This is a genomic window from Actinoallomurus sp. CA-150999, from assembly GCF_050942425.1.
Lineage (GTDB): Bacteria > Actinomycetota > Actinomycetes > Streptosporangiales > Streptosporangiaceae > Actinoallomurus.
Genome location: NZ_CP192063.1, coordinates 10091439 through 10117824, shown reverse-complemented (window position 1 = coordinate 10117824; position 26386 = coordinate 10091439). Strand labels below are relative to the sequence as shown.

25 protein-coding genes and 1 pseudogene are annotated in these 26386 nt (G+C 71.8%); 15 read left to right on the top strand and 11 right to left on the bottom strand.

What is annotated here, in order from left to right; genetic code table 11:
* Window positions 1-3: 3 nt before the first annotated feature.
* The 3 genes and pseudogenes from ACQP2O_RS46545 to cofD form a co-directional block, all read right to left on the bottom strand.
* Window positions 4-591 (bottom strand): RICIN domain-containing protein, encoded by a 588-nt coding sequence (locus tag ACQP2O_RS46545; protein ID WP_433175988.1) that lies wholly within the window; start codon window positions 589-591, stop codon window positions 4-6.
* A 246-nt stretch (window positions 592-837) separates the two neighbouring features.
* Window positions 838-2115: pseudogene (locus ACQP2O_RS46540) on the bottom strand (coenzyme F420-0:L-glutamate ligase); the annotation flags it as partial.
* Between the two features lie 49 nt (window positions 2116-2164).
* Window positions 2165-3109, bottom strand: coding sequence for a 2-phospho-L-lactate transferase (cofD, locus tag ACQP2O_RS46535; protein ID WP_433175987.1), 945 nt, complete (start codon window positions 3107-3109; stop codon window positions 2165-2167).
* 97 nt (window positions 3110-3206) lie between these two features.
* Between cofD and ACQP2O_RS46530 the strand changes: the two genes are divergently transcribed.
* Window positions 3207-4235: a hypothetical protein gene (locus ACQP2O_RS46530; RefSeq protein WP_433175985.1), complete on the top strand. Its 1029-nt coding sequence runs from the start codon at window positions 3207-3209 to the stop codon at window positions 4233-4235.
* A 222-nt stretch (window positions 4236-4457) separates the two neighbouring features.
* The gene (locus ACQP2O_RS46525; protein ID WP_433175983.1) at window positions 4458-4724 is read left to right on the top strand and encodes a WhiB family transcriptional regulator; all 267 of its coding nucleotides are present in this window, start codon (window positions 4458-4460) and stop codon (window positions 4722-4724) included.
* Between the two features lie 116 nt (window positions 4725-4840).
* Here ACQP2O_RS46525 and ACQP2O_RS46520 read toward each other — a convergent pair whose 3' ends face one another.
* Window positions 4841-5227, bottom strand: coding sequence for a metallopeptidase family protein (locus tag ACQP2O_RS46520; RefSeq protein WP_433191382.1), 387 nt, complete (start codon window positions 5225-5227; stop codon window positions 4841-4843).
* A gap of 190 nt (window positions 5228-5417) precedes the next feature.
* Between ACQP2O_RS46520 and ACQP2O_RS46515 the strand changes: the two genes are divergently transcribed.
* The 7 genes from ACQP2O_RS46515 (at window position 5418) to ACQP2O_RS46485 (ending at window position 14290) form a co-directional block, all read left to right on the top strand.
* Window positions 5418-5780: a DUF3499 domain-containing protein gene (locus tag ACQP2O_RS46515; protein ID WP_252841103.1), complete on the top strand. Its 363-nt coding sequence runs from the start codon at window positions 5418-5420 to the stop codon at window positions 5778-5780.
* 61 nt (window positions 5781-5841) lie between these two features.
* Complete coding sequence (locus ACQP2O_RS46510) at window positions 5842-7197, top strand: phosphomannomutase/phosphoglucomutase (RefSeq protein WP_433175980.1); 1356 nt, start codon at window positions 5842-5844, stop codon at window positions 7195-7197.
* On the top strand, window positions 7194-7367 hold the full coding sequence (locus ACQP2O_RS46505) for a Trm112 family protein (RefSeq protein WP_360897273.1): 174 nt from the start codon (window positions 7194-7196) through the stop codon (window positions 7365-7367). The genes ACQP2O_RS46510 and ACQP2O_RS46505 overlap by 4 nt, the downstream gene beginning before the upstream one ends.
* Before the next feature lies 1 nt (window position 7368).
* The gene (locus tag ACQP2O_RS46500) at window positions 7369-8505 is read left to right on the top strand and encodes an SIS domain-containing protein (RefSeq protein WP_433175978.1); all 1137 of its coding nucleotides are present in this window, start codon (window positions 7369-7371) and stop codon (window positions 8503-8505) included.
* Window positions 8506-8538: 33 nt separating this feature from the next.
* Window positions 8539-9483 carry a cation diffusion facilitator family transporter gene (locus tag ACQP2O_RS46495; RefSeq protein ID WP_433175976.1) on the top strand — a complete coding sequence of 315 codons (945 nt, stop codon included), beginning with the start codon at window positions 8539-8541 and terminating at the stop codon, window positions 9481-9483.
* A gap of 215 nt (window positions 9484-9698) precedes the next feature.
* Window positions 9699-10016 carry a CU044_2847 family protein gene (locus ACQP2O_RS46490; RefSeq protein ID WP_433175974.1) on the top strand — a complete coding sequence of 106 codons (318 nt, stop codon included), beginning with the start codon at window positions 9699-9701 and terminating at the stop codon, window positions 10014-10016.
* The gene (locus ACQP2O_RS46485; protein ID WP_433175972.1) at window positions 10016-14290 is read left to right on the top strand and encodes a trypsin-like peptidase domain-containing protein; all 4275 of its coding nucleotides are present in this window, start codon (window positions 10016-10018) and stop codon (window positions 14288-14290) included. The genes ACQP2O_RS46490 and ACQP2O_RS46485 overlap by 1 nt, the downstream gene beginning before the upstream one ends.
* 18 nt (window positions 14291-14308) lie before the next feature.
* Here the strand turns inward: ACQP2O_RS46485 and ACQP2O_RS46480 are convergent, their stop codons facing one another.
* The 3 genes from ACQP2O_RS46480 to ACQP2O_RS46470 form a co-directional block, all read right to left on the bottom strand.
* Window positions 14309-14980 (bottom strand): response regulator, encoded by a 672-nt coding sequence (locus ACQP2O_RS46480; RefSeq protein ID WP_433175970.1) that lies wholly within the window; start codon window positions 14978-14980, stop codon window positions 14309-14311.
* Complete coding sequence (locus ACQP2O_RS46475) at window positions 14977-16503, bottom strand: sensor histidine kinase (RefSeq protein ID WP_433175968.1); 1527 nt, start codon at window positions 16501-16503, stop codon at window positions 14977-14979. Before ACQP2O_RS46475 ends, ACQP2O_RS46480 begins: the two co-directional genes overlap by 4 nt.
* Window positions 16504-16918: 415 nt before the next feature.
* Window positions 16919-17257, bottom strand: a complete 339-nt coding sequence (locus tag ACQP2O_RS46470) for a MerR family DNA-binding transcriptional regulator (protein ID WP_433175965.1) — start codon at window positions 17255-17257, stop codon at window positions 16919-16921.
* Between the two features lie 108 nt (window positions 17258-17365).
* On the opposite strand from ACQP2O_RS46470, the gene ahcY (ACQP2O_RS46465) reads away from it, so the two are divergent.
* The 3 genes from ahcY (ACQP2O_RS46465) to ACQP2O_RS46455 are packed head-to-tail and all read left to right on the top strand — an operon-like array spanning window position 17366 to window position 20835.
* On the top strand, window positions 17366-18793 hold the full coding sequence (gene ahcY, locus ACQP2O_RS46465) for an adenosylhomocysteinase (RefSeq protein ID WP_433175964.1): 1428 nt from the start codon (window positions 17366-17368) through the stop codon (window positions 18791-18793).
* A gap of 13 nt (window positions 18794-18806) precedes the next feature.
* Window positions 18807-20060, top strand: coding sequence for an adenosylhomocysteinase (gene ahcY, locus ACQP2O_RS46460; protein ID WP_433175963.1), 1254 nt, complete (start codon window positions 18807-18809; stop codon window positions 20058-20060).
* 25 nt (window positions 20061-20085) lie between these two features.
* On the top strand, window positions 20086-20835 hold the full coding sequence (locus ACQP2O_RS46455; RefSeq protein WP_433175961.1) for an SDR family NAD(P)-dependent oxidoreductase: 750 nt from the start codon (window positions 20086-20088) through the stop codon (window positions 20833-20835).
* A gap of 9 nt (window positions 20836-20844) precedes the next feature.
* Here the strand turns inward: ACQP2O_RS46455 and ACQP2O_RS46450 are convergent, their stop codons facing one another.
* Window positions 20845-21276: a nucleotidyltransferase family protein gene (locus ACQP2O_RS46450; RefSeq protein WP_433175959.1), complete on the bottom strand. Its 432-nt coding sequence runs from the start codon at window positions 21274-21276 to the stop codon at window positions 20845-20847.
* A gap of 49 nt (window positions 21277-21325) precedes the next feature.
* Here ACQP2O_RS46450 and ACQP2O_RS46445 point away from each other — a divergent pair, with 49 nt between their 5' ends.
* From ACQP2O_RS46445 to ACQP2O_RS46435, 3 genes are all read left to right on the top strand, one after another.
* Window positions 21326-21886: a hypothetical protein gene (locus tag ACQP2O_RS46445; RefSeq protein ID WP_433175958.1), complete on the top strand. Its 561-nt coding sequence runs from the start codon at window positions 21326-21328 to the stop codon at window positions 21884-21886.
* A gap of 44 nt (window positions 21887-21930) precedes the next feature.
* Entirely contained in the window at window positions 21931-22335 is a 405-nt protein-coding gene (locus ACQP2O_RS46440; protein ID WP_433175951.1) for a hypothetical protein, read from the top strand.
* A gap of 82 nt (window positions 22336-22417) precedes the next feature.
* The gene (locus ACQP2O_RS46435) at window positions 22418-23620 is read left to right on the top strand and encodes an acyltransferase family protein (protein WP_433175949.1); all 1203 of its coding nucleotides are present in this window, start codon (window positions 22418-22420) and stop codon (window positions 23618-23620) included.
* 8 nt (window positions 23621-23628) lie between these two features.
* Here ACQP2O_RS46435 and ACQP2O_RS46430 read toward each other — a convergent pair whose 3' ends face one another.
* From ACQP2O_RS46430 to ACQP2O_RS46420, 3 genes are read right to left on the bottom strand one after another with little or no spacing between them, the layout of a single operon-like run.
* Window positions 23629-24102, bottom strand: a complete 474-nt coding sequence (locus tag ACQP2O_RS46430) for a hypothetical protein (RefSeq protein ID WP_433175947.1) — start codon at window positions 24100-24102, stop codon at window positions 23629-23631.
* Window positions 24099-25565, bottom strand: coding sequence for an ATP-binding protein (locus ACQP2O_RS46425; RefSeq protein WP_433175944.1), 1467 nt, complete (start codon window positions 25563-25565; stop codon window positions 24099-24101). The genes ACQP2O_RS46430 and ACQP2O_RS46425 overlap by 4 nt, the downstream gene beginning before the upstream one ends.
* The gene (locus tag ACQP2O_RS46420; RefSeq protein WP_433175942.1) at window positions 25562-26236 is read right to left on the bottom strand and encodes a response regulator; all 675 of its coding nucleotides are present in this window, start codon (window positions 26234-26236) and stop codon (window positions 25562-25564) included. The genes ACQP2O_RS46425 and ACQP2O_RS46420 overlap by 4 nt, the downstream gene beginning before the upstream one ends.
* Between the last annotated feature and the right edge of the window lie 150 nt (window positions 26237-26386).

Below are 26386 nucleotides of genomic sequence, written 5' to 3'. Positions count from 1 at the left end.
GGCCTAGCCGCCGTAATAGATCCGTTCGTTGAGGTACTTCCTCGAGCAGCCCCACTGCACCAGCCAGGCTCCGTTCTTCGTGCTCGCTCCCGCGACGCTCAGGCAAAGCCCGCTGTCCTTATTCTTGTACCACCTGCCCCCGGTGAAAGGTGCCCAGGACCACTGGGAGTTGCGGTCCTTCTTATTGCACGGCCACTGAACGATCCGGGTTCCCTGACGCTTCGAGTGCTGGGGTACGTTCATGCACAGACCGCTGTTGACGTTCTGGATCATGACATAGCCGCTGGCGCCGATCGTCTTCAGCGCCCATTGCTCATTGCGTTGGCGGGCGTGGCAACCCCAGGCGTCCAGGCCGGCTCCGCGTTTCTTCGAGTATCCGGGGACCTCGAGACACCGCCATTTCTTGCTGTAGTACAGCTCCAGGACGGCCCCGGACGCTTTTCGCGCCTGCGGATCACGCGCTGTCGATCGCGGGAACGCCGCGGTCTTGCCCGGCTGGAGAGTCGCGGCCCCTGCAGGTCCCTGTGGTAGGAGGATCGCCGTTGTGAGCGATGCGACGATTCCGCACATCGCGACGCTGGTCTTTTTCACGGACATACCTCGTTCGGTGTCGACGCTCCGCACCACAAGCCGTGTACTTGATGGGTGCGATTGACCTTGCGCGTTCCACCTTCGTGCGCCCGACGTGGGACGTCGACCTGATTCGGCCTGGCCCGAATGCGCCGGCAAAACCCAACTCGCCGCGTCTCACGACCGACACGATCAGGCGAAGCCCATGACCACGAATCAGCGTCGCCCGGCCCATCTCGGGCGACGCATATCGGCCCTATCGACGGCTCAGCGGCGCAGGATGAAGTCGGCCGGGTCGCGGGGCGGGCGGTCGCGCGGGGGAGCGGCGGCGTGGCCGACGCCGACCGCGCCCATCGGGTCCCAGCTCGGCGGGAGGTCGAGCGCCTCGCGCACCACGTCCGCGCAGAACAGCGTGCTCGACACCCAGCAGGAGCCCAGGCCCTCGACGGCCAGCGCGACGAGGAGGTTCTCCACGCCCGCGCCCATGGCGACGAGGAACATCTCGCGTTCCGCGCGGGAGCGGCGCGCGTCCGGGTAGTCGTGCGCGCCGTCGGTCACGAGGCAGGGCACGACGAGGTACGGGGCGCGGCGCAGCACGTCGCCGCGTTTCAGCCGTCGGGCGATCGACTCCTCGCTGAACCCGTCGCCGCGCAGGTCGGCGGTCCAGGCGTCGCGCATGGCGTCGAGCAGCCGGTCCTTGCCCTCCTCGACGAGCACGAATCGCCAGGGGGTCGTGTGGTGCGGGGCGGGGGCGGTGATCGCGGCGGCCACGGCGCGCTGGACCGCGGCCGGGTCGACCGGCTCCGGCCCGAACTCCCGTACGGTGCGGCGGGCCGCCAGGACGTCGGCGGAGCCGTACCGGAACATGTCCTCGTCGGGGGAGCGGACGAGCGCCTGTGCCCCGGGCCCCTCCTCCTCGGTCACCAGGTCGCCCAGGCCGCGGACGACCGCGACCGGGACACCGGCCAGCTTGCCCTTCACGAGTTCGGCGGCCGAGGCGATCTCGTCGGCGATCGAGGTGACCGTGGCGTCGAGGCGGTTGCCGTATGCATCGACGCGGCCCCGCAGGTCGTCGAGGGGCGGGAGGCCTGCCACACCGATCGCGGCGTCGGTGAGGCCGAGCCGCCACGGCCGGCCGAGCGTGTCCGAGACGATCACACCGACGCGGACGCCGGTCAGTTCGTGGAGGCGCGCGCGGATCCGGCGCGCGGAGGCGTCAGGGTCCTCGGGCAGGAGGAGGACCGTGCCCGGTTCGGTGTTGGAGGCGTCCACGCCGGCCGCGGCCAGCACCAGGCCCTGACGCGTCTGCACGATCCGGGTGGCGCCCCGGCGGGCTACCACGCGTACGGTCTCCTCGTCGATCGCCTTCTCCCGGTCGTCGGCGACCAGGAGGCGTCCCTCCGCCTTGCTGACGATCTTCGAGGTGACGACGACCACGTCGCCGTCCCGCAGCTCCGCTCCGGCGATCAGTGCGGCGACGTCGTCGCCCTCCCGCACTTCCGGCAGGCCGTCGACGCCGAACACCTCGTACCGCGCGCTCATCGCTCGCTCTTCTCGTCGTGAGCGGCCCTCGGCCCCTCACTGCTCTCGCGGCTCACGAGCCCAGCTCCGCGGCGAGGTCGAGGGCGGCGCGGGCGATGGCGGCGGCGGCGTCGACGTCCGTCATCAGCAGCGGGCGGGAGCGGACGGCGATGCCGTCGAGGTCGCCGTCGAGGGCGGCGTCGGCCGTGTCGACCAGCCAGCCGTCCAGCAGATCCGGCCCGTAGTGCGCCGCCACCGCACCGGCCGAGGTCTCCACGCCGATCGCGGTCAGGCACGCGTCGGCCATGCCGCGGACGGGCGCGCCGCCGATGATCGGGGAGACGCCCACGACGGTCTTGGCGGCGACCGCCGGGCGGATGCCCGGCACGGCCAGGATCGTGCCCACGCTCACCACCGGGTTGGACGGCGGCAGGATCACGACGTCGGCGGCGTCCAGTGCCTCGAGCACGCCGGGCGCGGGCTTGGCGTCCTCCGCGCCGACCGCCACGATGGACCGGGCGGGGACCTCCGCGTGCAGCCGCACCCACCACTCCTGGAAGTGGATGGCCCGCCGGCCTTGGGTGTCCTCGATGACGACGTGCGTCTCCACGCGGTCGTCGCTCATGGGCAGCAGGCGCACACCGGGCTTCCAGCGGTCGCAGAGCGCCTCGGTCACCGCGGACAGCGGGTATCCGGCGTCGAGCATCTGCGTGCGCACGATGTGCGTCGCGAAGTCACGGTCGCCGAGGGTGAACCAGGACGGGCCGACCTCGTACGCGGCCAGCTCCTCGCGGATCGTGAAACGCTCGTCCGTGCGGCCCCATCCCTGCTCTTCGTTGATGCCGCCGCCCAGGGTGTACATCACGGTGTCCAGATCGGGACACACCCGTAGCCCGAACAGTGAAATGTCGTCGCCGGTATTGCCGATGACGGTGATATCCGCCTCTGGGGCGGCCTGCCGCAGTCCGCGCAGGAATCGGGCTCCCCCGATTCCGCCCGCGAGTGCCACGATGCGCATGCGGACAGTCTGGCACCTCGGGGTTCCGGCGGACGCCACGGGTTGTGGGGCAATGTGCGAAGCTTGCGTGGAACGGATCACTCACAGGGAGTAACGCGTGAACAACGACGCCGCGCAGCGGCTACGAGAGCCCGGCGCCTGGGTCCTCCTCGGCTCGGTGTTCCTGCAGGTCGTCAGCGGACTGATCAGCCTCTTCACGGGCGGTAGGGGCACGACGTTCACCTACCGCGCCTTCGTCTTCACCAATAGCGACAGTTTCTTCTCGGGCGTCGCCCTCGTCGCGCTCGTCGTCGTCGCCGTGCTGCTGGTGACCCGGATCGGCGGCGCTCCGACCGCGCAGGCCCGAAACGTCGCCCTGGGCGGGGTGATCCTGCTCGGCGTGATCGCGCTGCTCGATGTGATCTCCATCCTCGCCGGCCTCGCGGCGGGCAGCAGCGTTGGGGGCATCGTGTTGGACGTCCCGGCGGGCGAGAAGTTCGCGATGTTCCTGTACGGCATCGCGAAGCTCGCCGTGCTCGCGGTCGGGGCGTACTACGTCTTCTCGGTCTTCCAGTCGCTCGCGCCGGCCCAGCCGCAGTACCCGCAGCAGGGCTACGGCCAGCCCGCGCCACCGTACGGGCAGCAGCCCGCCTACGGCCAGGTCCAGCAGCCGTACGGCCAGCCGCAGCAGCCGTACGGCCAGCCGCAGCAGCCCTACGGGCAGCCGCAGCCCCAGCAGCAGCCGTACGGCCAGCAGCCGCAGTATCCGCAGCAGGCGTACGGCCAGCCGGCCTACTACCAGCAGCCGACGGCCCAGCCAGGCCAGCCCGCCCAGCCGGCCCAGTCGGCTCCGCAGCCCGCTCAGCCGGCCCAGCAGCCTGCCCTGCCCGCCCAATCGGGACAGCAGGGACAGGAGGGACAGCAGGGGCCGACGGGACAAGCGGGGCAGTCGTCCACCGAAGAGAACGAGGGGGAATGGACTCGCGCCTTCGGGGGTACGGATCAGCCGCCGACCGGGCAGGGCGAGGGGGAGTGGACCCGCGCCTACGGCGGTGGCACGGACCAGTCGGCGCCCAGCGAGTCCTCGTCGGGATCCGATGAGTCGGATCGGTCGGATCGGGCCGACCCGTACCGGCCGCCGGAGTAGGCTGCGGCGGCAGAAACGCATAACTGCGTGAATCCGCGTAGTGACTGCTGTCTCCGCAGGTCAGCGCGGCTTTTTTAGCCGCACCTCACCGTTCCCTGCCCATTCGGCTTGACGACGCTGGTCATACACGCGTGTAATTTCATGGGTGTAGTTCTGCCTTCCCGGGGGACTCAGTCGGGGAAGGTGACCAGGGGGGACTCCACGGGGCGAGGAGGTGCGTCTGTGAGCGAAGTGCTCATCCCGCTGACGCACGGCACAGATGACGGCGAAGAGTTGGGCTGGCAGGAGCGCGCTCTGTGCGCGCAAACAGACCCGGAAGCGTTCTTTCCGGAAAAGGGTGGCTCGACCCGTGAAGCCAAGAAAGTGTGCCGTGCTTGCGAGGTACGGGCGGAATGCTTGGAATACGCGCTGGGTCATGATGAGCGGTTCGGCATCTGGGGCGGTCTGTCCGAACGCGAACGCCGGAAGCTGAAGCGCGAGGCGGGCTGAGGCCCGCACCAGCGCGGTGCGGATGCCCGAGGTGATCGTTCACCCGGGGGTCGGCCGGACGGTTCGACACGGTCCGGTGGGCCCCCGGGGGCACCACCGTCGCTGGGGGCCGCGCTCTATTCGTCGCGCGAGTCGTACGTCGGGTCGACCGACTCCGGGGCCAGCCCGAGCAGATCCGCGACCTCTTCCACGACCACGTCGCGGACCAGGCGGGCGCGGTCGCGCTCGTCGTCGCCGCCCCGGGCCTCCACCGGCCGCCGGTAGACCACGATCCGCGCCGGCCGTCCGTCCGCGGCGGGCAGCAGGCGCCCCAGCGGAACCGGCTCGGCGGGGTCCGCCCACGACTCGACGGGCGGCACCTCCTCGACGGCGAACTCCACGCCGGTCAGCTCGCGGCTCCACCGCTGCTCCAGACGGCGCGCCTCATCGCGGACGAGATCGTCGAAGCGTTCGGCCCGGGTCCGGGAGATGGGCGCGTCCGGCGGCGCGAGCGGCCCTCGCATCCCGCGGCCACGGCGGTCGCGGCGGCGTGTGCTGGAGCGTGTCACCCGGGATCGCACTCCTTGAGCATAGTCCCGACCTTGCCCGGCTGCCCCCCGCACAAAGATCCGTTATGCGGTCGCGCGTCGGAAATACGGCGACACGAAGTGAGGATAGTGGCGCGGGTACGGCAGGAGGAGATACGTTCCCGTCGTGAGCCCCGTCCGGATCTGCTCCCGCACCGCGTGCAAGCAGTCTGCTGTCTACACGCTCACGTACGTCTACGCCGACTCGACCGCTGTTCTGGGCCCGCTGGCAGCGTACGTCGAGCCCCATTGCTACGACCTTTGCGCCGAGCACGCCGAGCGCCTGACCGCCCCCGTCGGCTGGGAGCTCGTCCGGCTGCCCGCCGAAGAGTCCGAGCCGACGAGTGACGACCTCGAGGCGCTGGCCAACGCCGTCCGCGAGGCCGCCAAGCCCGCCACGCCTAGGCAGGAGCCGGTGGGACAGGGTGTCGAGGTCGGCCGCCGCGGCCATCTGCGAGTGCTCCGCTCGGACACGCCCCGCAAGCCCTGATCCGCTCCCGGTAGGCTCAGGACCGCAATGCGATGACCGGGCCGTGAGCAGGGGAGCGTCAGTGGGCGACCTGGCCAAGATCTTCAAGGCATACGACGTCCGGGGTGTCGTGCCCTCTGAGTTCGACGAGGCGATAGCCGAGTCGGCGGGGGCCGCCTTCGTCCGCGTCACCGGCGCCACGGCGATCGTGACCGCCCACGACATGCGGACCTCGTCGGGCCCGCTGTCCGCGGCGTTCGCCCGGGGCGCCGCCGCCCAGGGCGCCGACGTGACCGAGGCGGGTCTCGGCTCGACCGACCTGCTCTACTACGCGAGCGGCAGCCTGGGCCTGCCCGGCGCGATGTTCACGGCCAGCCACAACCCGGCCAAGTACAACGGGATCAAGCTGTGCCGGGCGGGCGCCCGGCCGATCGGCCGCGACACCGGCCTCAGCGAGATCCGCCGGATGGTGGCGGAGGGCGTCCCGGCGTACGACGGCCCGGCCGGCTCGGTCCGCGGCCTCGACCTCCTCCCGGGATACGCGGCCCACCTGCGCTCCCTCGTCGACCTGTCGGGCATCCGACCGCTCAAGGTCGTCGTGGACGCCGGCAACGGCATGGGCGGTCACACGGTGCCGAGCGTGTTCGACGGCCTGCCGATCGACCTGGTCCCGCTCTACTTCGAGCTCGACGGCACGTTCCCCAACCACGAGGCCAACCCGATCGAGCCGGAGAACCTCCGGGATCTCCAGGCGGCCGTGCGCGAGCACGGCGCCGACATCGGGCTGGCCTTCGACGGCGACGCCGACCGCTGCTTCGTCGTCGACGAGCGCGGCGAGCCGGTCACCCCCTCGGCGATCACCGCCCTGGTGGCCGTACGGGAGCTGGCCAAGCACCCCGGCTCGCGGATCGTGCACAACCTGATCACCTCACGGGCCGTGCCCGAGATCATCCGCGAGCACGGCGGCGAGCCCGTTCGCACGCGGGTCGGGCACTCGTTCATCAAGCAGACGATGGCCGAGATCGGCGCCGTCTTCGGCGGCGAGCACTCCGCCCACTACTACTTCCGCGACTTCTGGTACGCCGACTCCGGCATGCTCGCGGCGCTGCACGTCCTCGCCGCGCTCGGCGAGCAGGACGGGCCGCTGTCCGCGCTGCTCGCCACGTACAGTCCGTACACCGCCTCGGGTGAGATCAACTCCGAGGTGACGGACCAGGAGGCCGCCACCGCGCGAGTCCGCGGGGAGTTCGCGGGTCGCCCCGGCGTGACCGTGGACGAGCTCGACGGCCTCACGGTCAGCCGCGCCGACTGGTGGTTCAACCTCCGCCCGTCCAACACCGAACCTCTGCTCCGCCTCAACGCCGAGGCGGCCGACCCCGAGACCATGTCCGCGGTGCGCGACGAAGTGCTCGCCATCGTCCGAAAGGAAGACAGTTGAAGATCGACGACTGGCTGCTGGAGATCCTCGCCTGCCCCAACTGCCGGGGCGAGCTGAAGGCCGACGAGGCGGCCGACGAACTCATCTGCACCGGAACGTGCAAGTACGCCTACCCGGTGCGTGACGACATCCCGGTCCTCCTCGTCGACGAGGCACGGACCCCGGCCTGACATGAGTCCTGTCGAGGTCGACCCCGGCCGCCTCGACGATCCCGAGGCGCTGGCGGCCGCCGATCGAGGCGACATGCTGCGGGCCGCCGCGTCCGCCGCCGCGCAGGTGCGCGAGGCCCGGCTGCACACCGCCGAGGCGGGCATCGAGCGGATCGCGCAGGGCGGCCGTCCGCGTGCCCTCGTCGTCGTCGGCACCAGCGGCTCCGGTCTCGCCGGGGAGGTGCTGGCGGCGGTCTGCGGCCAGGGCTGCCCGGTGCCCATCACGACCGTGCGCGGCCACCGTCTGCCCGGCTGGGTCGGCGCGCCCGATGTCGTCATCGCCGTGTCCGGCTCCGGGGACACCGAGGAGACCCTGACGGCGGCGGTCGAGGCCGTACGCCGCGGCTGCCGCCTGCTGTGCGTCGGCCCCGGCGAATCACCGCTGGCCGAAATCGCCGTGCAGGCCCGCGTGCCGTTCGTGCCGGTGCGCCCGGTCGGCCCGGAGCGGACGATGCTGTGGGGGCTGACCGTCCCCCTGCTCCTGGCCGCACGGGAGCTCGGGCTGGCCGACGTCACGCCCGAGACGCTGGAACGCGCCGCCGTCGTGCTGGAGGACATGAGCCACCAGTGCCGCCCCAGCAGTGAGGCGTTCGTCAATCCCGGCAAGCAGGTCGCCCTGGAGATCGCCGGATCCATCCCGGTCATCTGGGGCACGTCTCCGCTGACCGGGACCGCGGCCCGCCGGTTCGCGAGCCGGCTCGCCGCCGACGCCGGCTACCCCGCCGTCCACGGCGAGCTGCCGGCGGCGTGGCACGACCAGGCGGCGATGTTCGACGGCCCGTTCGCCGCCGGGTCCGGCGCCGGCGCCGACGAGGACTTCTTCCGCGACCGGGTCGAGGACCCGGAGCCCACGCGGCTGTCCCTGGTGCTCGTCCACGACGTGGAGGAGCACCCGCAGGTGACCAGGCGGCGGGAGATCGCCGCCGAGTTCGCCCGCGACCGCGCCGTACCCGTCGTCGAGCTCACCGCCCCGGGCACCCACCCGCTGGAGCGGCTCGCCGGGCTCATCGCGCACATCGACTACGTCAGCGTCTACCTGGCCCTGGCCCTCGGGATCGACCCGTCGGCCGACCGGGCACTCGAAGAGAGGATCACGTGAGTAACACCGGCCGCGCGACGGACAGGAGCGACCGTGAGTGCTGAAGGCGGTACCAAGGCGATCATTGCGGCACTCGGGGCGAACCTCGGTATCGCGGTTGCGAAGTTCGTGGCGTTCGCGTTCACCGGATCGGCATCGATGATGGCCGAGGGGGTGCACTCGGTCGCCGACTCGGGCAACCAGGGACTGCTGCTGCTCGGCAGCAAGCGGGCCAAGCGGGCGGGGGACCGTGAGCACCCGTTCGGCTACGGCGCCGAGCGCTACTTCTACGCGTTCATCGTCGCCGTCGTGCTGTTCACCGTCGGCGCCCTGTTCTCGCTGTACGAGGGCTGGCACAAGGTCACCGACCCGCACGACGTCGAGGACCCGGCCTGGGCGTTCGGCGTGCTGATCCTCGGGATCCTCCTCGAGGGCTTCTCGTTCCGTACCGCGATCAAGGAGGCCAACCGGACGCGGGGCCGGCGGCAGAGCTGGGTGTCCTACATCCGCCGGGCCAAGGCGCCCGAGCTGCCGGTGGTCATCCTGGAGGACTTCGCGGCCCTGCTCGGCCTCGTCATCGCGCTGGTCTGCGTGGCGCTCGCGGTCGTCACCGGCAACGGCGTCTGGGACGGCGTCGGCTCGATGGCCATCGGCGTGCTGCTGGCGTTCGTGGCGATCGTGCTGGCCGTCGAGACCAAGAGCATGCTCATCGGCGAGGCGGCGGCCGCGGACGTCGAGAAACAGATCGTGGCGGAGCTGGAGTCGGTCGAGGAGGTCGACCGCGTCATCCACCTGCGCACCCTGCACGTCGGCCCGGAGGAGCTGCTCGTCGCCGCGAAGATCGCGGTCACCCATGACGACACGGCCGGCGAGGTGGCCAAGGCCATCGACGCCGCGGAGAAGCGCGTCCGCGCCGCCGTCCCCATGGCCAGCCACATCTACCTCGAACCCGACCTGGACCGCGCCGGAGTGACACCGGAGCCGGGCCGGCCGGCCTGACGCCACGTCGGTCTTCAGACCCGGAGACCGGGCCCGGCCGTCCGTTGGTCGCGGGCAGGGGCAGTCGTGCGCTGCTCTCCGCGCGTCTCCGCACGGGCGTGACAGGACGGCTCTCCGGGACGGGTGGCGCGTTCCTCCGCGGTGGCGGACAATCCGAGTGGGCCGGCGGGGGCGGTCTACCTCGATGAGGAGCTGCTGACCCGTAGGGGGCCTGGGTGGCGTACCTGTTCGAAGTTCCGGTCGAAGGCGCCGATCCGGTGATCGTCGAGATCGCCGAGGACGAGGACGGCATCGTCCGGGCGGCCCGCCCGGGTGAGATCGCCGGCAGAGCCGCGGAGAGCCTTCAGGCCGCGCTGGACCGGATCCGGCCGATGGCGAAGGCGTTCGCCGAGCGGACGGAGAAGCCGCCGGAGGGCCCGGACGAGGTCTGCGTCCAGTTCGGTTTCAAGCTGACCGCCGAGGCGGGGTTCGTGGTGGCGAAGGCCACCGGTGAGGCCAACTTCCAGGTGAGCTTCACCTGGAAGCATTCCTGATGCCGCCTGGGACCGCGCTCGGCGCCGCGATCGTCCGCATCCACGATGAGGACGGACGGCCCGTCGGAGCCGGCGTTCTCGCGGGCCCGGATCTGGTCGTCACGTGCGCCCACGTCGTCGCCCAGGCCCTGGGCGCCGGCGCGGAGCTCCCGTCGGCGCGCACCGTACGCGTGGACTTCCCGCTGTTGGCCGGTGCCGCACCGGTGGACGCCGAGGTCGTGGTGTGGCGACCGCCGCTCCTGGACGGCAGCGGCGACATCGCCGGGCTGCGGCTGTCGGCTCCTCCACCGCCCGGCGTCCGCATGGCCCGGCTCGTGCTGGGCCGTGAGCTGTGGAACCACCCGTTCCGCGCGTTCGGCTTCCCGTCCCGCCGCGACCACGGCGTCTGGGCCGCGGGCGTCCTGCGCGAGCGGACCGGCGCCGGCTGGCTGCAGGTGGAGCACGCGACGACCACCGGCTTCGTCATCCAGCCGGGGTTCAGCGGCACGCCCGTCTGGGACGACGAGCTCCAGGGCGTCGTCGGCATCGTCGTGGCCGCGGAGAAACGTCTCGCGCTCGGCACCGGCTACGTCATCCCGAGCACGGCGCTGTTGGAGTCCTGGCCGGAGCTGAAGCCGTACACGCTGGCCCCGTGCCCGTACCGTGGCCTGGCGGCCTTCCGCGAGGAGGACGCGCCGCTGTTCTTCGGCCGGGACGGTGCGCTCGACCTGCTCGCCGCGACCGTGGCCAGGTGTCGGGTCACCACCGTGCTGGGGCCCTCCGGCAGTGGGAAGTCCTCGCTCGTGGCCGCCGGGCTGCTGCCCCGCCTCAGGCCGGAGGGCACGACGGTCGCCTGGATGCGGCCGATGGGCGGCGCCACGCCGGCCGCCGCCTGCGCCGCGGCGTTCCTGCCGCTGCTGGAGCCGGACCTGACCGAGGCCGAACGCCTTGCCGAGGTCCCCAAGCTGGCCGCCGTCCTGGCGGGCGACGGCCTCGTCGACGTCGCCGACCGCGCCCTGGCCCGTACGGGAGCCCGGCGGCTGGTGCTGGTGGTCGACCAGATGGAGGAGCTCCTCGCCGCCGAGCCGGCCGGTGCCGCGACCCTCGTCTCCGGCCTGCGGGCGCTCGCGTCGTCGGCCCGGCTGCCACGGTCGCGGGTGCGGATCGTGTGCGCGCTGCGGTCCGACTTCCTCGACCAGGCGCTCGGCCGCCTAGGCGTGGCCGAGCTCCTGCGGGACGGTCTCGTCACGGTGCCCCCGATGCACGCCGGCGACCTGCGCGGCGTCGTCGAGGGCCCGATGCCGAACATCTCGAGCGTCGCGTACGAGGCCGGGCTGGTCGACCGGATCCTGGATGACGTCGGCTCCGAGCCCGGCGCGCTGCCGCTGCTGGAGTTCGCGCTGACGCTGCTGTGGGAGACGCAGTCGGAGGGGTTGCTGTCGCACCGGGCCTATGACGGGCTCGGCGGAGTCACCGGCGCGCTGGCCCGCTACGCCGAACGCGTGTGGACCGAGGACGTCGACCCCGGCGCGCACGAGGCTGCCCGGCGCCTCCTGGTCCGCCTCGTGCGTCCGGGTTCCGACGGTCGCCACACCCGGCAGGTCGTCCGCCGCTCCGAGCTGCCGGCCGAGCAGTGGGAGGTCGCCGGGCAACTGGCGATGACCCGCCTCGTCGTGTCCGGGCGTACCGCGGAGGGCGAGGAGACGGCCGAGCTCACCCACGAGGCTCTGATCACGCAGTGGGAGCGGTTGCGCGGCTGGATCACCACCGACCTCGACTTCCTGTTGTGGCGGCAGGGCCTGCGCGAGGCAGTCGGCCGCTGGCTGCGGGCCGGGCGCGATCACGGTGCTCTGCTGCGGAGCGTGCAGCTGGAGGAGGCGCGGAGGTGGCTGGCCGTACGCTCCGGTGACCTCACCGACGGCGAGCGGGAGTTCATCCGGGCCGGCGTCGACCGGCACCGCCGGACGCGACGCCTGCGCCGTGTCGCGGGTGCCTCCCTGTCCGTGCTGCTCGCCGCCGCGCTCGTCTTAGGCCTGCTGTTCGTCCTCCAGCGCGGGGACACCGCCCACCAACGGACCACGGCCGACGCCGAAGCCCTCGCCACCGAGTCCCGGCGCCTCGGCTGGACCCATCCGACCGCCGCCGCCCTGCTCGCCGTCGCGGCCTACCGGGCCCGGCCGACGGCCCGCACGTACGCGAACCTCGCCGACCGCTACCTGCAGACGAGAGACCTCGACCTGGTCTTCGAGCCCGACCTCGCGGACGTCGGCGACTCGGTCGTGCTCAGCGACGACGCGCGGCACGCGGTGACCCTCGGCACCCGGGGACTCGACTTCTGGGACCTCGACGTACGGCCCGTCCGGCGGCACTCGCTGGCATTGGGATACCAGCCGCTCTCCGCGGCGTGGAGCCTCTCCGGTGACCGGCTCGCCACCGCGGGCCCGCAGGGGCAGATCACGCTGTGGGACCCGGTACGGAGCGTGCGGACCGGCGCCTTCACGGTCCCGCTCGGCCCGCGGTCGCCGCGGGTCGTCGGACTCCAGTTCACCGGGAACGGCGGGCTGCTGATCCGCCTCGGCGGGCAGCAACTCGACGACCGGCAGGTGCTCGTGTCGCCGGACGCGCTCGCCCACCTCCCGTCCCCACCGGCGCTCACCGAGGTCGACTCGGCCGTGATGGGCGTCACGGCGCGGGGTGCCCTCCTGCGGGCGCCGGTGGCGAAGGCGCCGGACTGGCAGACGGGCATCCGCGCCGGCACGTCCGCCCGCCTCGCCTTCGGACCGCTGCGCGGCGACCCCGCCTTCACCGTGCGGGACGCCTCGACCGGCCGGGATACCGCGCGGATGCCCCTCACCGGGGACGAGCAGCTGGTCAGCCGTGACGGCCGGGTGCTGGTGGACATGGCCTGCCGAGACGGTTCACGCCTCGACGCCACCGTGTGGGACCTGACCGGCGAGAGCCCCGCGCGGACCATCGCGAGCACATTCGACTGCCAGGAACGGCATTCCGCGCAGCTCGACTCCCTGGGCCGGTACCTGGTGATCTCCACCCCCACCATCGGGAGGGTCGCCAGCGGTACGGGCACCAACATCACCGTCTGGGACCTGACGAACGGCCGGATCGCCGCGGTCCACATCGTGGCGGCGGGCGGCTACCTTCCCGTGGAGTCGGCCGTCGTACAGGACGGGTCGATCCTCGCGGTCGCCGAGATCGGAGGGGCCGTCGCGGTCGTCCGGGTCCGGCTGGGCGCGATGGAGACCCTTCCCGAGCGGCTCACCCAGGGCGTCGCGGCACCCGGCGGGAGCTATCTGGCGACCGCGTCGGCGCCGCTGGAAGGCGAACAGGCCGTCTTCCTCCGTCTGTGGAGCACCGACGGCCGGCGCCTCCTCGCGGAGCACCGGCTGCCATCCGCGCGAAGCGAACTCCCGCTGCCCCAGGCGATGCTCTTCACCCCGGACGATCGCACGCTCATCACGGCCGAGGACGACCGGATCACCGTCTGGAACGCCCCCGACCTGGTTCCCCGGCGCACGATGACCATCCCCGGCCTGGTCCGTCCCGACGACTTCCCGGGGCTGGCCGCCGACGACCACGGGAATCTCATCGTCGCGCGCGGCGGAACCCTCAGCCGATGGAACCTGAACACCGGCGCCCGGTCGGCCCCCGACCTGCCGTTGCCACCGGTTCAGGGCCGCCCACAGGCGAATGCGCGGGTCGCCGCGCGGCCGCACACGGCCCAGTTCGCCGTCTCCGGAGGCGCGGGCGGAGGGCTGGATCTCCGCTCCGGGAATGACGGGCAGGTCGAACGGACGCTCGCGCCTCCCGCAGGACTCGGAACGATCTCCGCCCTGGCCTTCGACCACACCGGCCGCTACCTCATCGGCGCCACGGACACCGGTCAGGTGGCGTACTGGGACCTGGACAGTGGCGCCGGCACACTGACCCGCCTGCGGACGGCCGGAGAGAAAAAGATCATCGACCGGTACGTCGCCGACGACACCGGCTCCCAGATCGACGTCTGGGACGCCGTCCGGCAGACGCGGATCCGGAGCATCCCCGCCGCGGTGTCCGTGACCGCGCTTCTCCCCGGGCTCCGCGGCCTGCTCGTCGGCGCGGAGCTCACCGAGAGCCGCTTCTACGCGCAAGGACGCTTCGCGGCACTCGCGGTCGTGCCCCTGGAGCCCGAGGCCATGCGCGACCATCTGTGCCGCATCTCCGCGCATCCCGCCCTCACGCCGGACGATCGCGCGGCCCTCGCCCGCGGCGTCGACCCGCCCGGCAAGGCATGCCCGTGATCAGCCGCCGGCCGGGCGCTATTCCGTCGCGCCGCCGGGCGTGACCAGGCCGGACTCGTAGGCGAGGACGACGGCCTGCGCCCGGTCGCGCAGGCCGAGCTTGGTGAAGACCCGGGCGACGTGCGTCTTGACCGTGTGCTCGCTCACCACGAGCCGGGCGGCGATCTCGGCGTTGGACAGGCCGCCGGCGATCAGCTGGAGGACCTCGGTCTCCCGGGCGGTCAGCGTGGCCAGCCCGGGCGCCGGCTTCGGCCGGTCCCGTCGCTGGCGCGCGAACTCCCGGATCAGCCGGCCCGTGACCTGCGGGGCCAGGAGCGCGTCGCCGCGGGCCACCACCCGAACCGCGGCCACCAGGTCGTCGGCGGTCGAGTCCTTCAGCAGGAAGCCGCTCGCCCCGGCCGACAGCGCCTCGTAGACGTACTCGTCGACGTCGAAGGTGGTCAGCATCAGCACGCGCGTCGATCCGTTGGAGGGGTCGGCGAGGATGCGCTTCGTGGCGTCGATACCGTCCATCTTCGGCATCCGGATGTCCATCAGCACGACGTCGGGCCGGTGCGCCTCCGTGAGGCGCACGGCCTCCCGGCCATCCCCGCACTGCCCGACGACGTCGATGTCCGGCTGGGCGGCCAGGAGGGCGGCGAAACCGGCCCGCACGATCGTCTGGTCGTCGACGATCACTACTCGGATCATGAACTCCGATTCTTGCCTACCGGAAGGTCCGCCTGCACGGCGAATCCCCCTTCCGGACGTGGGCCCGCCGCGAACCGGCCGCCGAGCATCGTCGCCCGCTCCCGCATTCCCACGAGACCGTGGCCCATGACCCTGGTCCGGCCGTCGGGGTTCACCGTCGTCGTGGGCGGGACCGTCGCGCCGTCGTCGCTCACGCGGACGGCCAGCCGGTCGCCCTGGTACTCGAGCTCGACGTCGACCCGCGAGCCCGGCGCGTGCCGCCGCGCGTTCGTCAGGGCCTCCTGCACGATCCGGTACGCCGACAGCTCCACCGTCGTGGACAACGGACGGGCGCTGCCGCGTACCGTCAGCCGGGCCTCGCCGCCCGCGCCGCGATGCGAGTCGATCAGCTCGCCGAGCCGGTCGAGCTTCGGCTGCGGGGTCACCTCCGGCTCGGCGCCGGGCTCGGCGCGCAGCACGGTGAGGAGCCGCCGCATCTCCTCCAGGGCCTCCCGGGCCGTCCCGGAGATCTCCCCGAAGCCCTTCTTGGCCTCGGGCGACAGGTCCCGCATGGTGTACGGCGCGGTCTCCGCCTGGACGGCGATCATCGAGACCGAGTGCGCGACGACGTCGTGCAGCTCCCGGGCGATCCGGGCGCGCTCGCGCAGGATCGCCTGCTCGCGCTCCGCGACGTTGAGCCGGGTCAGGGTCTCGCTGCTGCGTTCCCGCTCCTCGTCCACGCTGGCCTCGGCGGTCTCCACCGTACGGCGGGCGTCGCCCAGCCCGATCGCGGCGATGACCGCCGTGAACCCGGCGAGCCAGGGGATCTCGTCGAGACTGCTGGAGGCGAGGTACACCACGCCCACGCCGACGACGCTGCACACGCCGAGCACGCCCGTCGACGGACGGGGCAGCTGCTGCGCGAGGAGGTACAGCGCGTACAGCCCGGCGAACGCCGTGGTCAGCAGGACCTGCTGCCCGGACAGCAGGCTCGCGGCGAGCGCGCCGAGCACGATCGCCGACGCCGGGTGCAGCGACTCCCGGCGGAACATCAGCGGCAGCGTGGCCGCCAGCGCGAACGCCCCTGGCAGGCTCACCACCTGGAGGTGGTGCAAGGGGAACTCGATCAGGGCCGCCACGGCGAGGATCGCGCCGGTCACCGGCCCGTACGCCCACGACTCCGAGAAGCGGCGCCAGGCGTGCACCCAGCGCAGCAGCGGCGGTGTCCGGGGCTGCCGGGCCGCCGGTGGGGGCGGACCGGCCGGGTTCGGCGGCGGCTGCCGCTGCAGGAGCGTGCCGTCCGGCGTGGCGTACGGCGGCGGTCCGCCGTACGGCTGCGGTCCACCGTAAGGCGGAGGAGCCGCGGGAGGTGTGCTTTTGCCGTACAGGGCGGCGACGAGGCGGCTCGTGATCGGGCGGAGCAGGCGGCCGATCCCGGTGAGGATCCACAGAAGGACCTGACCCACCGCGGTCACGACCTGCGCGGCCACACGCCACGCCGCCGGGCCGGCCTCGTGGAGAAAGTCAGGCTTGTCGCTGGTCACTCTTTATCATCACCTGTTTCCGGGTGTCTTCGCCTCACCATGTGGAGCGATTCCGTCTGGGCCTCGAGGACCCCGATGTCCACCTCTGGGACGATTCCGAGGCCATCCTTGGGGGGGACGACCGGGCGTGATCGGCGGCGTACCTTTGCATTGTGACGAGGCGCCGGCGCTCTCGTACTAGGGGGTCCGAGGTCGCCGGTGCCCGGGTCGGGTCACCCGGATCTCGGGGGTTCGGGTGGCGCGACCGATCGTCCCTCGCCGAGGTGGCCGTGGTGCCGTCCGGGTCTCCCGCGGGTATGCCCCGTGGACGGCCGGATCGGGGTGACCATGGGCTGGGGAAGACCCCGATGCGGCCTCCTCGGCGAGGGCCCACATTCATGGCCGAGCTGCGACCGCCTCGTGGCGGCAACCGGGCTCATGGTCGGCCGCGCAGGAGGCGCAGCGCCTTCTCCTTCTCGAAGTCCAGCGCCCGTGCCGGAGGCGCCGACACGCGGCCGACGCGCTCGCCGAGCTCCCGGACGTCCGCCCGTACCTCTGGATCGGCCAGTACGCGCAACCCGAACGCCAGCTCCGCCGGACTGATGTCGTACCTCTTCTCCAGGGCCAGGGCCAGCGCGACGGCCCGCAGTTCGGCGTCGCCGAACCGGCGGTGGCCGTGGCGTTCCCGGGTCGGCGGGAGGAGGCCGAGGGTCTCGCGATAGCGGAGCATGCGGGGGGACGTGCCGAGCCGCTGGGCGGCCTCCGTGATACGCATGGGCCCATTCTGACAAATCAGTGTTAGATACCGCGCCTCGCCGGTGCGATCCTCGAGCGGCCACGCCTAGACTCGCGGTGACACCGAATCCCAGGGAGCGCATCAACCATGGACTACAAGGTCGCCGACCTTTCGCTGGCGGCGTTCGGCCGCAAGGAGATCCAGCTGGCCGAGCATGAGATGCCGGGTCTCATGGCGGTCCGCAAGGAGTACGCCGAGGCCCAGCCGCTGCGCGGCGCGAAGATCATGGGCTCGCTGCACATGACGATCCAGACCGCCGTGCTGATCGAGACGCTGGTCGCGCTCGGCGCCGAGGTCCGCTGGGTGAGCTGCAACATCTTCTCCACCCAGGACCACGCGGCCGCCGCGGTCGTCGTCGGCCGGAACGGCACCCTGGACGACCCGCAGGGCGTTCCGGTGTTCGCCTGGAAGGGCGAGACGCTGGAGGAGTACTGGTGGTGCACCGAGCAGGCGCTCACCTGGCCCGGTGGTGACGGCCCGAACATGATCCTCGACGACGGCGGCGACGCGACCCTGCTCGTCCACAAGGGCGCCGAGTACGAGAAGGCCGGCGCCGTGCCCTCCGCCGCCGAGGAGGACCCGGAGGAGTGGAAGGTCATCCTCGACCTGCTCCACCGTACGGTCGACGGCTCCGGCAGGTGGACCGCCACCGCCGAGCGCATCAAGGGTGTCACCGAGGAGACCACCACCGGCGTGCACCGTCTCTACGAGATGCACAAGAACGGCGGGCTGCTGTTCCCGGCGATCAACGTCAACGACTCCGTCACCAAGTCGAAGTTCGACAACAAGTACGGCTGCCGCCACAGCGTCATCGACGGCCTCAACCGCGCCACCGACGTGCTGATCGGCGGCAAGGTCGCCGTCGTCTGCGGTTACGGCGACGTGGGCAAGGGCTGCGCCGACGCGCTGCGCGGCCAGGGCGCCCGCGTCATCGTCACCGAGATCGACCCGATCTGCGCGCTACAGGCCGCGATGGACGGCTTCCAGGTCACCACCCTGGAGGACGTCGTCGAGATCGCCGACATCTTCGTGACGACGACCGGCAACTTCAACATCATCCGCGCCGACCACATGGAGCGGATGAAGCACCAGGCGATCGTCTCCAACATCGGCCACTTCGACAACGAGATCGACATGGCCGGCCTGGCGAAGATCCCCGGCATCAAGAAGGAAGAGGTCAAGCCGCAGGTCCACACCTGGACCTTCGCTGACGGCAAGACCCTCATCGTGCTCGCCGAGGGCCGGCTGATGAACCTCGGCTGCGCCACCGGCCACCCGAGCTTCGTGATGTCCAACTCCTTCACCAACCAGGTGATCGCGCAGATCGAGCTGTTCACCCGCACCGAGAACTACCCGATCGGCGTGTACGTGCTGCCCAAGCACCTCGACGAGAAGGTCGCCCGCCTCCACCTCGACGCGCTCGGCGTCAGGCTGACCGAGCTCACCAAGGAGCAGGCCGCGTACATCGGCGTCGACGTCGAGGGCCCGTACAAGCCGGACCACTACCGCTACTAAGGCGAACCACGTAGTGACGTACGACATCGCGGACCCCGGGCTCGCCGAGTCCGGGGTCCGGCGCATCGAGTGGGCCGACCGGTCCATGCCCGTGCTGCGGCGCATCCGGGAGCGGTTCGCCGCCGAGCGTCCCCTGGACGGCCTGCGGGTCGCGGCGTGCATGCACGTCACGACCGAGACCGCGAACCTCATCCGCACGCTCCAGACCGGGGGCGCCCAGGTGGCCCTCGCCGCCTCGAACCCCCTGTCCACCCAGGACGACACCGCCGCCGCGCTCGTAGAGGAGTACGGCGTCGCCGTCTTCGCCCGGCAGGGCGTCGACCGCGATGGCTACTACCGGCACATCCACCAAGCCCTCGAGATCGGCCCCGAACTCGTCTTGGACGACGGCTGTGACCTGGTCAACATCCTGCACACCGAACGCCTCGACCTGATCGACGGCGTACGCGGCGGCTGCGAGGAGACCACCACCGGTGTCATCCGGCTGCACCAGATGGCCCGCGAGGACGCGCTGCGCTTCCCCATGGTCGCGGTCAACGACACCGACACCAAGCACATGTTCGACAACCGGTACGGCACCGGCCAGTCGACGCTCGACGGGATCGTCCGGGCCACCAACACGCTGCTGGCCGGCAAGACGATCGTCATCGCCGGGTTCGGATACTGCGGCCGGGGCCTGGCCGAACGCGCCCGCGGCATGGGCGGACGGGTCGTCGTCACCGAGATCGACCCGGTCAAGGCGCTGGACGCCGTCCTGCAGGGCTACCGCGTCCAGACGATGGAACAGGCCGCCGAGCACGGCGACGTCTTCATCACCGTCACCGGCAACCGGGACGTCGTCCGCGCCGAGCACCTCGCCCGGATGAAGGACGGCGCGATCCTCGCCAACTCCGGCCACTTCGACGTCGAGATCGACGTACGGGCGCTGGCCGAGCTCGCCGTGGACATCAAACGGGACGTACGCCCCCAGGCCGACGAGTACGTCCTCGCCGACGGCCGCAGGCTCGTCCTGCTCGCCGAGGGACGCCTCGTCAACCTCGCGGCGGCGGAGGGACACCCGGCGGCCGTCATGGACATGTCCTTCGCCGACCAGGCCCTCACCTGCGAGTGGATCGTCGGCCAGGACCTCGCCCCCGGCGTGTACGACGTGCCCAAGGCGATCGACACCGAGGTCGCCCGCCTGAAGCTCGCCTCCATGGACGTCGCGATCGACGCACTCACGCCCACGCAGGAGGAGTACCTGTCCTCCTGGCGCCAGGGCTCCTGAACGAACTGTGACGGAAGGGAACCCGATGGCCGTGGAAGAGGGCGTCGCGCTCGTCACCGGAGCGTCCCGCGGACTGGGCGCGGTCATCGCGCGGCGCCTGGCCGCCGACGGCTGGGCCGTGGCCGTCGGATTCCGCTCCGGCGCCGACCAGGCCCGCCGGGTGGTCGAGGACATCCGCGCCGCGGGCGGCCGCGCCGAGGCGTTCGCCGCCGACATCACCGACGAGGCCGCGGTGGCCGACCTGGTCGCGAAGGTGACCGACCGGCTCGGCACGATCACCGTCCTGGTGGTCAACGCGACGGGCCCGCAGCCGAAGGTCGCGGTGGAGGACCTGACCTGGGAGGCGCATCTCGACCAGCTGCGGTTCTTCGTCAAGAGCCCCACGCTGCTGTTGCAGGCCGTCCTCCCGGGGATGAAGGCCCGGGGAGGCGGCCGGGTCATCCAGATCGGCTCCGACATCTTCGAACGCGCGCTGCCCGGCATGTCCGCCTACGTCGCGGCCAAGGGCGCCCAGATCGGACTGACCCGCTCCTGGGCGCGGGAGCTGGGCCCGTCCGGCATCACCGTGAACCTCGTCGCCCCCGGCTGGATCCCGGTCGAGCGGCACGCCGACGCCTCCGCCGACGACTTGAGCGCCTACCGGGCCGACGTTCCCCTCGGCCGGATGGGCACGGCCGACGACGTCGCCGCCACGGTCTCCTTCGTCGCCTCCGACGCGGCCGCCTTCATCACCGGAGAACGCATCACCGTCAACGGCGGCCACACGATCGACTAGGGGTCCTGGTCAGGGCTCCCGAGGGGGCCGGCAGGCGTCCACGAGGGCGGCGAGCAGCCCGGACGGGTCGTGCAGGACGCGCGCCCCGTCGGTCACGACGCGCCGCGTGCCGGGGTCGACCGGCTCGGTGTCCGCCCACCCGGCCGGGCCGACGTTCAGCTCGACCTCGAGCCCCGAGGCGGTGACGAACCGACGCTCGGTGACGGGGCCCCACGACCGGACCCGAACCGGCGTGCCGAGATCGAGTTCCTCGGCCCCATCGGCGTATGCGTCGAGGTCGGTGCTGAGCAGCATCAGGTCGACGTCCGAGTCGGGCCGGGCGGCGCTCCGGGCGTACGACCCGACGAGCAGCAGGCCGACGACGTCGGGGCGGTCGGCGGCCCAGCGCCGGACGCGGTCGACGATGTCCTCGACCTCCGCGAGGCGTCCCTCCTGTGTCATGGCGGCTCCCGGTCCGGTGAAGGCTGGTAGGTGACACTAGATTCGGATCATGCCCCGCGGAACGTATCTGCACGAGCCCGGCGTCGAGGAGCGGTTCGCCTGTGCTCCGGACGGAGGCGGCTGGCGCTACTCCGCCGAGCGGTCCGACGGCGGCACGGTCGAGCTGGTCGTCGACAGCCTCTGGCGGCCCGCCCGCCTCGAGGTGACCGCCGGTGAGCACGTGCTGCGAGGAGGCGCGGTCGGCGCGGAGCTGCTGTGGGTGACCGCCGGGCGGGAGCACGCCGCGCGCGCCACCGGCTTCCTCGGCGAGTCGCCGGGCCTGCTCGTCGCGGTGGCCCGGTCACTGCGCCTGGCCGAGGGTGAGCGCGTCGACGTGCGGATCCTGCTCGTCACCGCCCCGTCCCTCGCGGTCCGTACGGTGCCGCAGCGCTGGTCCCTCGCCGAAATCGCCTGGCACGACGCCGACGGCGAACGCGTCCCGGTCGACCGCTACGAGATCACCGACCTGGAGACCGGCGAGGTATCAGAGATCCACCTGGCCGGGGACGTCGTCGTGGCGGCTCCCGGTATCGAACTCGTCAATCTTGAGAATCCGCCGAATTTTTTCTAAGAAACTCTGACAACCTTCGGGGCATGTCCGATGTCATATGGATCATGAAGCATGCGGTTGTCGGCGCCGGGGTCGTGGGTCTCCTGAGCAGCGGGCTGGTCGTGGCGTCGGGAGGCTCCGCGATGGCGAAGTCCAACGTGACCCTCAACGTGGCGCACAAAGTGATCCACTCAGGTCAGACCCTGCGTTTCGTGGGGATGGTCGGTGATGACTCCGGGCTGCGGAAGGCGCGGTACTGCCTCGAGGTCCGGGGGCCCCAGCAGCACTGGCGGCGGATGGGCAAGTGTGTCATGCCGTACCACGCGGACGGCTGGACCGCCGACTTCCGGCTCGACACCAGCCCGCTCGAGCGCGGCAAGTACGCCTTCCGCGCCGTGGGCGTCGGCCTGGGCCATCGGCACGCCGAGATCTACGGGCCGTCTCCGTCGGTCCGCGTGACCGTGCGCTGAACCTCGCCCCGCCCGCCGGCTGCGACAAGACTGCGACCTGACGCGGACGGCACCCCGACACGGGCTCGGCACAGTCGGCGCCATGACAAGAGTTCAGCCGACCACGGCCGCTCGGTCGACCACCGGCCGCAAGCCGCATGTGCCCGCGTTGGACGGGTTGCGAGGTGCCGCGATCCTCGGGGTGCTGCTGTTCCACACCGGTCACCTGTCCGGCGGGTTCCTGGGCGTGGACCTGTTCTTCGCCCTTTCCGGGTACCTCATCACCGATCTGCTGCTGCGGGAGATCGAGGCGACCGGCGGCGTGGCGCTGGTCGCCTTCTGGGGTAGGCGGATCCGTCGGCTGCTGCCCGCGCTGGCGACCATGCTCGGCGGTGTCACCGTGCTGGTATGGGCGGTGGGATCGCCGGACATGGTGCGGACGACGCTCGCGGACGGCCCGTGGGTGCAGCTGAACCTCGTCAACTGGCATCTGCTCGCGGAGTCGGCCGGCTACTGGGACCGGTTCGGGCCGGCCCGGGTCTTCGAGCACCTGTGGAGCATCGCGGTCGAGGAGCAGTTCTACCTGGTGTGGCCGGTGCTCCTGCTGGTCATCGCCCGGGGCGGGCGGCGGGTGGATCGCCGGGTCGCGGTGACCGCGGGCCTGGCCTCGGCCGTCTCACTGGCGTTGATGATCACGTTCGCCGGCTCGGCGGACCCCAGCCGGGTCTACACCGGTACCGACACTCGGGCGTTCTCGCTGTTGCTGGGCGCTCTGGTCGCCACTCGACCGGTGCGTGCCGTGCTGGCCCGTACGGTCGGCCGATGGGCCGGTGCCGTGTCGGCGTCGCTGGTGGTCGGAATCGGCACGGCGTGGTTGCTCGTCGACGGGGTGAACTCGCCCTGGCTGTACACCGGCGGGCTCTTCGCGCACTCGCTGGCCGCCGCGGTGCTGATCGGGCTGTGTGCGCAGGCGCCGCAGGCGTTGGTCGCCAGGATCCTTGCTCGGCGGCCACTGAGGTGGCTGGGGCTGATCTCCTACAGCCTGTACCTGTGGCACTGGCCCGTCTTCGTGCTGCTCTCCGCACAACGCGGCTGGATCCGGACGGCCGCGGCGTGCGCCGTGTCGATCGGCCTGGCCGCCCTGTCGAAATACCTGGTCGAGGACCCGATTCGATTCCGCGCCACGTGGGCGCGGGGGCGGAGCGGGGTGCTCGCGTTCGCGGCACTGATGGTCGGGCTGGCCGTGCTGTGGTCGGCGCTGCCTGCCCCGGCTCCGACCACCATCGACATCACGAAGCTGGGCTGATCACCTGATCACCTGATCAGCGGGCAGATGCGCTGCTTGTCCGACTCCGAGGTGGCCGACGTGAAGATGACCTGAACCTTCATGCTCCTGGATCCGCCGCTCTGCACGTTGACGCCCAGTGCGGTGCAAACGATCTGGTCGATGCCCAGCGGCGTCACTTCGTAGATGGCCAGCGGCACCCTCAGATGGATCACGCCGGTCGTGGTGGTCACCACGACCTGTGTCGTCGAGGTCGATGCGATCCCCGTGTGCAGGTTCGAGCCACCGGGCCCGGCCAGCAGCCACGACATCGCCTCGGAGATCGTGCCGAGGTGACCGCTCGGGCGCAGCTGAGGCCGGAGTCGCTGGTGCGCGTCGACGAAGTACAGGGTCATCCCGGGGGCCACGCCCGTCGGTGCCTGACCCGCGTCGGTCACCCCGGACGGCCGGACGCCGCAGCCCGCGAGCAGCAGTACCACCGCCGCCCACCAGATCCGCTTCACAGGTCCTCCAGGTTTCGCGGCAGCCACAGTACGAACCGGGCACCGCCACCGCCGGCGTTGCCTGCGGTGAGGTCGCCACCGGCGTTGCCTGCGGTGAGGTCGCCACCGGCGTTGCCTGCGGTGAGGTCGCCGCCGTGCAGGCGGGCGTTCTCCAGCGCGATCGCCAGCCCGAGGCCGCTGCCCGGGGTGCGGGCACGAGCCGCGTCGGCCTTGTAGAACCGGTCGAACACGTGCGGCAACACGACCTCGGGCAGGCCCGGTCCGCTGTCGGTGACCTCGATCCGCACCTGCTCGCGGGCCGCCGAGACGTGGACGCGCACCGGCGGTTCACCGTGCCGCAGCGCGTTGCCGACCAGGTTGGCCACGATGACGTCCAGCCGGCGCCGGTCCAGCCGCACGAAGATCTCCTCCGGCGCCACCAGGTGGACCCGGTCCAGCCAGCCCCGGGCGTGCAGGCAGTCCCGTACGGCGCCGGCCACGTCGACCTCCTCCATCCGCAGCCGGGCGGTGCCGGCGTCGAAGCGGGACACCTCCATCAGGTCTTCGACGAGCCGGACCAGCCGATGGGTCTCGGTGATCGCCAGCTGCGCGGACTCGCGGGCGTCCGCCTCCATCCCGTCCGCCGCGGTGGCCAGGACCTCCACCACCGCCGTCAGCGTGCTCAGGGGGGTGCGCAGCTCGTGGGAGACGTCGGCGGCGAATCTCCGGGCGTCGGCCTGCATCCGCCGCATCGCCGCCATCGACGTCTGCAGCGACTCGGCCATCTCGTTCACGGTGACGGTCAGTTCGGCCAGCTCGTCGGCGCCCTGGGGCGGCGACCGGGCGTCGAGGTCGCCGGCGGCCAACCGGCGCGCGGTGTCGCGGAGGTCGCGCACCGGGCGCAGCACGCTGCCCGCGGCCAGCAGCGCCAGCAGTACCGCCAGCGGCAGCGCCAACGCGGCGGTGCCGGCCGCGGACCTGGCCAGGCCGTCGACCTGCTGCTCGACACCGGTGAGGTCGCGTACGGAGTACACCTCGATACCGGACGGGACGCGTGCACCGCCCGGCTCGGTGATCATGACGCGGGTGCCGACCAGGAGCCAGGGCCTGCCGCCTGCGGTGATCCGCTGCGTGACGAGCCGGTTCCGGGTGCGCACGGCGGTGCGCAGCGCGTCGGTGACCAGATCGGTGCGGGTGCCGTCCACGGATCGCAGGTTCCGGTAGGTCACCAGCGTGTTCACGCCGACGGCCGAACGCAGCCGGTCGAGCGCGCCCTGGTCCGGGGGATAGGTCAGCTGGGGGGTGATCGTGCCGATCTGTTCGGCGATGGTCCCGGTGAGCCGCTGCTGAGTCGAGCGGACCAGCGCGGTGCTCGCCGATCCGGCGCTCGACCAGGCCGCCGCGGCGGCACCGAGCACGGTCGCCAGCACGAAGGCGACCAGCAGCCGGGCGCGCAGCCCACGCGGCCACAGCCACCTGGTCATACCGGGCCGAACCGGTAACCGAACCCGCGCACGGTCTGCACGTACTCCGGCTTCGCCGGATCGGCCTCGATCTTCGCCCGCAGCCGCTGCACGCAGTTGTCGACCAGCCGGGAGTCACCGAGATAGTCGTGCTCCCACACCTCCTCCAGCAACTGCTGCCGGCTGAACACCCGGCCGGGAGCCCGGGACAGGGTCAGCAGCAGCCGCAGCTCGGTCGGCGTCAGCGTCACCGGTTCGCCGCGCAGCGACACTGTCAGCGCCGTGGTGTCGATGCGCAGGTCGCGGTGCACTCGCACGCCGTCGGGGGCGCCATTGCTGCGGCGCAGCACCGCGCGGATCCGCGCGTCGAGCACGGTGGGCTGTGCCGGCTTGACGACGTAGTCGTCGGCGCCCGCCTCCAGGCCGCCGACGACATCGAAGTCCTCGCCACGCGCGGTGAGGATGATCACGGGTACCTCACCGGCCGCGCGGATGCGGCGGCACACCTCGAATCCGTCGATGCCCGGCAGCATCAGGTCGAGCACCACCAGGTCCGGCGCGGACGAGCGGAACTCACGCAGCCCGTCCTCGCCGGTGTCCGCCGTACGGACGTCGTGGCCGTGTCTGCGAAGCGCGAGCTGGAACCCGCGCCGGACCAGGGGATCGTCCTCGATGAGCAGAATCGCCGCCACCCGTCGAGTATGGACAATCCGGGGTCGGCTCGACGGCGGCGGCGGTGTCCTGCGACATAACCGCGACATGGCCGAGGCGACGTCCTGCGACATGGCGGAGACGGTCTCCTGCGACACAACCGCGACACGGCGGCGGAGGCACCGGGACAC

Coding starts and splice junctions, on each gene's coding strand:
- cofD (WP_433175987.1), bottom strand. CDS start 3,109: ATGCGCATCGTGGCACTCGCGGGCGGAATCGGGGGAGCCCGATTCCTG.
- ahcY (WP_433175964.1), top strand. CDS start 17,366: ATGGACTACAAGGTCGCCGACCTTTCGCTGGCGGCGTTCGGCCGCAAG.
- ACQP2O_RS46440 (WP_433175951.1), top strand. CDS start 21,931: ATGAAGCATGCGGTTGTCGGCGCCGGGGTCGTGGGTCTCCTGAGCAGC.
- ACQP2O_RS46485 (WP_433175972.1), top strand. CDS start 10,016: ATGCCGCCTGGGACCGCGCTCGGCGCCGCGATCGTCCGCATCCACGAT.
- ACQP2O_RS46520 (WP_433191382.1), bottom strand. CDS start 5,227: ATGCGAGGGCCGCTCGCGCCGCCGGACGCGCCCATCTCCCGGACCCGG.
- ACQP2O_RS46455 (WP_433175961.1), top strand. CDS start 20,086: ATGGCCGTGGAAGAGGGCGTCGCGCTCGTCACCGGAGCGTCCCGCGGA.
- ACQP2O_RS46435 (WP_433175949.1), top strand. CDS start 22,418: ATGACAAGAGTTCAGCCGACCACGGCCGCTCGGTCGACCACCGGCCGC.
- ACQP2O_RS46445 (WP_433175958.1), top strand. CDS start 21,326: ATGCCCCGCGGAACGTATCTGCACGAGCCCGGCGTCGAGGAGCGGTTC.
- ACQP2O_RS46500 (WP_433175978.1), top strand. CDS start 7,369: ATGAGTCCTGTCGAGGTCGACCCCGGCCGCCTCGACGATCCCGAGGCG.
- ACQP2O_RS46425 (WP_433175944.1), bottom strand. CDS start 25,565: ATGACCAGGTGGCTGTGGCCGCGTGGGCTGCGCGCCCGGCTGCTGGTC.
- ACQP2O_RS46450 (WP_433175959.1), bottom strand. CDS start 21,276: ATGACACAGGAGGGACGCCTCGCGGAGGTCGAGGACATCGTCGACCGC.
- ACQP2O_RS46480 (WP_433175970.1), bottom strand. CDS start 14,980: ATGATCCGAGTAGTGATCGTCGACGACCAGACGATCGTGCGGGCCGGT.
- ACQP2O_RS46470 (WP_433175965.1), bottom strand. CDS start 17,257: ATGCGTATCACGGAGGCCGCCCAGCGGCTCGGCACGTCCCCCCGCATG.